The sequence below is a fragment of the Skermanella sp. genome (assembly GCF_059503625.1).
Window position 1 is genome coordinate 1 of sequence record NZ_JCACHA010000944.1, and the last position, 6,858, is coordinate 6,858.

The following is a 6,858-nucleotide window of genomic DNA, read 5'->3' on the forward strand; positions in this document are numbered from 1 at the left end:
GCGCGCAGCCTGGACGGCCTGGTCGCCGCGGGCGCGCTGGCGCCGGAGCGGGCCGCCGCCCTCGGGCGCGTGACCGACCGCTACGCCATCGCCGTGACGCCCTATCTGCTCGACCGGCTGGAGGGAGCCGAACCGGACTCTCCGCTTGCCCGCCAATACCTGCCGTCCTTGGCGGAGCTGGAGGTGACGATCGAGGAGCGGGCGGACCCGATCGGCGACGCCGCGTGGTCGCCGGTCAAGGGGATCGTCCACCGCTACCCCGACCGTGTGCTGCTGAAGGCGCTGCATGCCTGCCCGGTCTATTGCCGCTTCTGCTTCCGCCGCGAAATGGTCGGCCCCGGCGGCGACGCGCTGGACGCGGCGGAACTTGCGGCGGCTCTGGATTACATCCGGCAGCGGAACGACGTGTGGGAGGTGATCCTGACCGGCGGCGACCCGCTGATGCTGTCGCCGCGCCGGCTGGAGGAAATCGTTTCGGCCCTGGATGCGATGCCGCATGTCGGTGTGATCCGTTTCCACACCCGCGTTCCGGTGGCCGATCCGGAACGAGTGACCGATGAACTGCTAAAGGCGCTGAAGGTCTCGGACAGCGCCGTCTGGGTGGCGGTCCACTGCAACCATCCGGACGAGCTGACGGCGGAGACCACGGCGGCACTGGCGAAACTGGCCGATGCCGGCATTCCGCTGGTCAGCCAGAGCGTTCTGCTGCGGGGGGTGAACGACGATGCCGCCGTGCTGGAAGCCCTGTTCCGACGCTTGGTGCGGGCGCGGGTGAAGCCCTACTACCTCCACCACGGCGATCTGGCGCCGGGAACCGCGCATTTCCGGACCGGGCTCGACGAGGGGCGGGAATTGGTCAAGCGCCTGCGCGGCCGGGTGTCGGGACTATGCCAGCCCACATACGTGCTCGACATCCCCGGCGGACACGGCAAGGCGCCGGTCGGGCCGGATTGCCTGAGCGGCGATGCGGAGGCCGGGTATGTGGTGGAGGATTACCAGGGCGGGCGGCACGCCTACCCGCCAGCGGCGGAGAAAGTTTGAGGGAAGTGCTTGATAATGACTGTGTTCAACACGTCAATGCATGGGAGCGGCAAACATAGCTTCCAGCGACTGTGCCTTGAAGACGGCATGGGTCCAGCGGTCGAGTTCTTCGGCCGTAGCTGACCGGATTTTTTCCTCTACGGCCTCCGAAACTGCTCCAAAGCGATCCTCTATGATGAGCAGCAGCGTTTTCGCTTGTCCGCTCCGCTCACCCTTGGCATAACCCTCGGCTTCGTATAACTCGCCAATAGTCGGCATGATGCTTTCCTCCTGCCCTGGCAAAACCCGGCCCAATGCCGCCCTCAGTCGATCCCGATAGTGGCCATCGCCTGATTTGAAAAGATATCTGACCACGATGCGGATGACGGTCAAGTCGATCAGCGCGGCGGCACCCAGCAGGCGGTCCAAGGTGATATCCGGATCGTCGTCCCTGGTCGCATATTTCAGCATCAGCAGGCCTGCCTGCAATTCCGGATGACGCGATAGCTCGGCATCGGGAAGGGCGGACAGATCCACCAGACTATAGCCGAAATCGAGCGGTCCCGCCGCCCGCATTTCGGCAGGCATGCCATAGGCATCACCCAGGGCCGTCGGCAGCGACCAGCGGTCGGCGCCATGGTACAGGACGATCGCGAAGACTGCGGCGGGCACGATCCACACGGTACCGTCGGGGTTGCGCCGCCGTCTGGCGCCGCGTGTCGCGGCTCCGCTCAAGCACCCCAGGATCTGGACCAGCGTGTCTCCCTCGGGGGAGCTCTTGTGTTCCACCATCGTCCAGATCAGCAGAGGTTCGCCATCCAGCGTGGCAAGGCTGAAGACACGGTCGCCGCGATGCTCCGCGAGGGCGGGATCGATGAAGCTTTCCGACCGGTCGGTGGCCATGTCGGCCGTCAGGCGCGCCACGACCGCTGCGGGAAGGCGTTCGCGCAGAAAGGCGTCGGCGTTTCCGGGCATGTCGAGCAGGAGCTTGGCAAACTGGTCATGCCGCCGGATCAGGCGGCGGTCGCCCTTGGGGGAGTCAGTGTCGCCAGCGGGCGTCCCGGAGGATATCGTCATGGCTCGGTGCGGTGTGACCTGGGATACATCCGCACGCTATAGCATGCTTCGACGGGAAAGATACCCGCATCGGAAGTCAGCCCGGCGGCTGCGCCGGCGTCACCATCGTTCCCGGCTGCTGGGAACTGATCGTTCCAGGGAGGGTGCCGAATCCGTCGGGGAAGAGCTGCTTCGTTATGTCGCTGACCAGGAAGCGGAAGCCGGCCTGACCGGGGGTCACGCTGCCGACCATCCGGTCGGTCGCGGTGCTCAGCGGTTTGGCGCCTTCGCAGAAGGCGGCGGTGATGCGGGTGGCGGCCATCAGGTCTGTCTGTTCGGGCGGCGGCGTGGTGTCCACGTCGTTGGTGCGGGTGCAGAGGGTGTCGGCGTCCATCATGTCCTCGCCGTGGAAAGCGATAACCAGGCGGTAGTCCTTGTCGCGCTTGAAGCCGACGCCGGCCGTGAAGTTGGTTTGAGGGTCCATCAGGCGCTGGGGAAGCGCCTCGATCACCTTCTGGCTGAAGTCTTCGGGAGAGCTTCCCTTCATGACGCCGATCACGATGACGCCGAAGCCGCTTTCCGGCGGAGCGGGCGCCGTGACGGGTTCCTTCTGGGGATCGGCCTGGGGAGTGCCCTGGGCTATGACGCCGCTCGCTCCGAACACGATCATGGCGCCGGTCAATCCGGCCACTGCGGCCCGGAAGCGGGACTTTGGCATGGTGTTCTCCTCGATTTCGGGTCGGCAGCGATCAGACACCGCACGCCCGACAAACGAACCATGCCACGGTATGTTCCCTGGAGGGGGCGGATAGGGCCGTTCAGGGAAGCTGGGCGACGGAGCACCAGGGCTGGCGCGCCTCACCCTTATAGGGGCGGGCTAGGCCGGCTTTGATCAACATCTGGCCGATATCCTCGCCCGAACGCGTGACGACGCGGGCACGGACCCGGCCGCCGTATTTGTCGTGCTGGATGTCGTAAAGGGTCACCCGGTCGTCGGCCAGCAATTGCTCGGTCATGAGGCGGGCCTGATCGGCCATGTCCTTCTCGCGCTGGCACTTGCCGCGCTTCTCCGGCGTGTCGATCCCGTCGATCCGGACGCGCGTGACGACTTCCTGCCCAAGCCAGACCATGACGCGGACTTCCAGCGTATCGCCGTCGATCACATCGGTCACCACACCCGCATAGGGACCGGAAACGGTTTCCCCGGCCGTCGCGGGGGAAACGGTCCCCAGGACGGTGGCTGCGAGGAGGGCGACGGCGGTCAGCAGGGCGCGCACGGGACGGGTTCCGATCCGAGGGTGGGCGACGATCGCCGACCTTCCAGAAGGATACTCGAATGCTAGGACTTACTCGAGAGTTATAGGTCGTTCGTCCTACATGCTAGTGTATTCAGCCTAGCATGCAACCGTATGATTCCAACTATCGGGTTATAGTCCTGGAACAATAGGGTCAAAAATCCGTGCAGCGCCCCTTGGATTCCCAATCGCCGTAGCGGGTCGGTTCGGGACCGCGCGGGCCGCCGATCTCGCCGGGCTTCTGGGGAGCAGCGGCAGTAGAGGAGGCGGTGGCGGATGTCGATTCGGGTGACGCGGCGGAGTCCTCGGGACCGGTTGCCGCGGGGTCGGCCGCCGGGGCGGCCTTTGTGTCTGTCTGGCTCATGACGGACAATATGGCGCGACGCCGGCCTTGCGCCAAGGCTTGAAGCTGTTCGGGACGGCGTCACATATCGAAGGTGCCTCCGGACGAACGAAGTTCCGGAGATCGGAAGACGCGTTCAGGCAATCGGGCAGGCAATCGGGTGGGACCATGACGAATCATATGCGTACGGCGGTGCTGCTGGCCGGCATGACGGCGCTGTTCCTGGCGATCGGGTATATGATCGGCGGGCAGGGCGGCATGATGATGGCGCTGCTCTTCGCGGTCGGCACCAACCTGTTCGCCTATTGGAACTCGGACAAGATGGTGCTGCGCATGTATGGCGCGCGGCAGGTCGATGCCGCGACGGCGCCGCAGTTCTACGGCATGATCCAGCAGCTTTCGGCGCGGGCCGGCCTGCCGATGCCCAAGGTCTACATCATCGAGAACGACCAGCCCAACGCCTTCGCCACCGGCCGCAACCCGGAGAACGCCGCCGTCGCCGCGACCTCCGGCCTGCTCCGCCGGCTCAACCACGAGGAAGTCGCCGGAGTGATGGCGCATGAATTGGCCCATGTGAAGAACCGCGACACGCTGATCATGACCGTCACCGCGACCATCGCCGGCGCCGTCTCGATGCTGGCTAACTTCGCGTTCATGTTCGGCGGCAGCGGCGGCAACCGCAACAACCCGATGGGCATGATCGGGACGCTGCTGATGGTGTTCCTGGCGCCGCTGGCCGCGATGGTCGTCCAGATGGCGATCAGCCGCACCCGCGAATACGAGGCCGACCGCATCGGCGCGGAGATCTGCGGCCGGCCGCTTTGGCTGGCGAACGCGCTGGAGAACATCCAGGTGAGCGCCGCGCGGATCGACAACGTCCAGGCGGAGAACAATCCCGCGACCGCGCATATGTTCATCATCAATCCGCTGCATTCCCGCTCGGTCGACGGGCTGTTCCGCACCCATCCCTCGACCGAGGAGCGGGTGCGGCGGCTGCGGGCGATGGCCGGTCCCGCAGCCGGTCCGATCGGCGCCGGCGGTTTCATGGCCGGCGCGCAGCAGGGACCCTGGGGCCGGTAATCGGACCGGCGACCGGCTAGCCGACCGGCTCCGGCGTTCCGGACTGGACGACCTCCCGCCACATCTCGCGGAAGCGGGGCTGGCGGGCGATCAGCTGGTCCAGGGTGCCGGCGTCGGCGACTTGGCCGTCCTGCATGAAGACGACGATGTCGAACCGGGTCAGCAGGTGCAGCCGGTGGATCGACGACACGATGCTGGCGTCGGGGAACTCCGCCATCAGGTTGGCATAGACCTTCGCCTCGGTTGCCGGGTCCAGGCTGCTGGTCGGTTCGTCCAGCATGATGACCGAACTGCGCTTGGCCGCCAGGATGCCGCGCGCCAGCGCCAGACGCTGCTTCTGGCCGCCCGACAGGTTGCCGCCGCGCTCCACGATCACGGTATCCAGCCCCTGGGGCATCCGGTCCAGGATGGGAGTCAGGCAAGCCAGTTCGCAGGCGTGCTGGACCTCTTCCGCCGAATAGTCCAGGCCCATGGTGATGTTCTGCGCCACCGTGTTCTCGAAGATCTCCGGGTCCTGCGGGATCAGGGTGGAGATCGTGCCGAGGCCGGCAAGGTCGGGGTCGGGCTGGCCGTCCACCGCGATGGAAACGCGGTCGGCATCGTAGAGGCCGCTCAGCACCCGCATCAGCGAGCTTTTGCCGGAGCCGCTTTCGCCTACCAGCGCTATCCGGGCGCCTCGGGGAACGGTGAGCGACACGTCGTCCAGCGTCGGCGTCTGGGAACGGTGGTTGGGGTGCCGGAACGTCAATCCGCTGACCTGGATCTCCCGCCAGCCCGGAGCGACGTCGCCCTTCAGGCCCTGGCGGCTCTCGGCGTCCAGGATCTCGTCGGCGCCATTCAGGTCGGTGTGGGCGCGGACGACGCCCTGCCAGTGGTTGGCCAGCGTGCCGACCACGTCGCCGATCTGCTGGGAATACTGGTAGACCATGACGGCGGTCCCGACCATGACGGCGGCGCCCTGGCGCCACAGCAGCCAGACATAGAGCGACACCAGACCGATCCGGAACAGGTTGCCGACAAGGTCGAGCGTGCACCACTTGGCCTCGTTGACCAGGATGCTGCGCCGGATCGGGGCGAACACCTCGTGCAGCCGGCGGGTCAGGGCCACGCGCATGGCATCCTGAAGCCGAAGCGTCATGACGGTGGACACGTTGCCCAGACTGTCTACCAGCTCGGCGGAATAGCGCCGCTCCGCCCGGTTCTCGGTATCGGCAAGCCGCGCCATGGCGCGGTCGAGATGGTACAGGATGAGGCCCAGCACGGCGTAGCCGACCATGGCGACGGCTCCCGTGACGCCGGAAATCGCGCACAATGCCACGACCGGCCCGATCAGGCCGACGACGCTCTGGAGATACAGGAACTGGTTCTGCGAGAAGTCGAACAGCGCCACGTCGGCCTTGCCGATCCGCTGGATCGTCTCGCCGGTATGGTGGGTCTCGTGCCAGCCCATCGGCAGCGACATCAGCTTGCGGTACAGCACGTCGACGAAGCGTTCGCGGATGCGGAGCGCCGTGAACCGCTCGATGATGCGGCCGGGACCGTGCAGCGCCCAGCCCAGGATGCAGAAGGCCAGCATCCACAGCATGTCGATGCCGGCCTTCGGCACACCGTCGTTGCCGCCCTGCTGAAGGTCGTTGACGGCATTGCCGAAGAAATACGGGATCGCCAGCCGCGCCGTCTGCGCCGCGACGAGCAGGAAGATGAAGGCGACGACCAGATGCCTGGCGCCGTCGGCGTTGCGCCACAGGGCGCCGTATAGCTTGCCCAACCCGATGCCGGAAGCGGCCCCCTGCCGAGTTCCCATTTCCACCTGATCTTTCCCGATGAGCCGGTCTCGGCCGCAGGACATGTTCCGGCGGCTGTTCCCCACAAGCGCGCTGATATGGTGAGATGGGCCTGCTGTGAAAATGCTTAATCCGCAACGAAATGCGGTATTGCGCTGCACGCATGACACCGCCGGTTCAGCGCTCCTCCCCGGTGCGGAGCCGGTAGCCGACTCCCGGTTCGGTGACGATCAGGACGGGGCGGGCCGGGTCGGCTTCCAGCTTCTGGCGAAGCTGGTTG

Annotated in this window: 8 protein-coding genes; 2 read left to right on the top strand and 6 right to left on the bottom strand. The window is 66.2% G+C overall.

All coding sequences use genetic code 11. The features are described 5' to 3' along the window. Nucleotides 1-1,041, top strand: a 1,041-nt coding sequence (locus AC5JJ6_RS34420; protein ID WP_496046361.1) for a lysine-2,3-aminomutase-like protein, incomplete at its 5' end; no start/stop codon positions are given. A gap of 33 nt (nt 1,042-1,074) precedes the next feature. Here AC5JJ6_RS34420 and AC5JJ6_RS34425 read toward each other — a convergent pair. The 4 genes from AC5JJ6_RS34425 to AC5JJ6_RS34440 all read right to left on the bottom strand — a co-directional run bounded on the left by AC5JJ6_RS34425 (nt 1,075) and on the right by AC5JJ6_RS34440 (nt 3,735). Then, nucleotides 1,075-2,097, bottom strand: a complete 1,023-nt coding sequence (locus AC5JJ6_RS34425) for an Rpn family recombination-promoting nuclease/putative transposase (protein ID WP_496046362.1) — start codon at nt 2,095-2,097, stop codon at nt 1,075-1,077. Between the two features lie 76 nt (nt 2,098-2,173). Further along, nucleotides 2,174-2,794: a hypothetical protein gene (locus tag AC5JJ6_RS34430; protein ID WP_496046363.1), complete on the bottom strand. Its 621-nt coding sequence runs from the start codon at nt 2,792-2,794 to the stop codon at nt 2,174-2,176. 100 nt (nt 2,795-2,894) lie between these two features. Then, nucleotides 2,895-3,353: a thermonuclease family protein gene (locus AC5JJ6_RS34435; protein ID WP_496046364.1), complete on the bottom strand. Its 459-nt coding sequence runs from the start codon at nt 3,351-3,353 to the stop codon at nt 2,895-2,897. Nucleotides 3,354-3,525: 172 nt separating this feature from the next. Continuing rightward, nucleotides 3,526-3,735, bottom strand: coding sequence for a DUF1674 domain-containing protein (locus AC5JJ6_RS34440; RefSeq protein WP_496046365.1), 210 nt, complete (start codon nt 3,733-3,735; stop codon nt 3,526-3,528). Between the two features lie 147 nt (nt 3,736-3,882). On the opposite strand from AC5JJ6_RS34440, the gene htpX reads away from it, so the two are divergent. Continuing rightward, a complete protein-coding gene (htpX, locus tag AC5JJ6_RS34445) occupies nt 3,883-4,794 on the top strand; it encodes a zinc metalloprotease HtpX (protein WP_496046366.1) in 912 nt (303 codons plus the stop codon). Between the two features lie 16 nt (nt 4,795-4,810). On the opposite strand, the gene AC5JJ6_RS34450 is transcribed toward htpX, so the two are convergent. Together AC5JJ6_RS34450 and AC5JJ6_RS34455 are read right to left on the bottom strand one after the other, a co-directional pair. Beyond that, the gene (locus AC5JJ6_RS34450; protein WP_496046367.1) at nt 4,811-6,598 is read right to left on the bottom strand and encodes an ABC transporter ATP-binding protein; all 1,788 of its coding nucleotides are present in this window, start codon (nt 6,596-6,598) and stop codon (nt 4,811-4,813) included. A 157-nt stretch (nt 6,599-6,755) separates the two neighbouring features. After that, nucleotides 6,756-6,858: winged helix-turn-helix domain-containing protein (locus AC5JJ6_RS34455; protein WP_496046368.1), on the bottom strand; the 103-nt coding region annotated here is incomplete at its 5' end.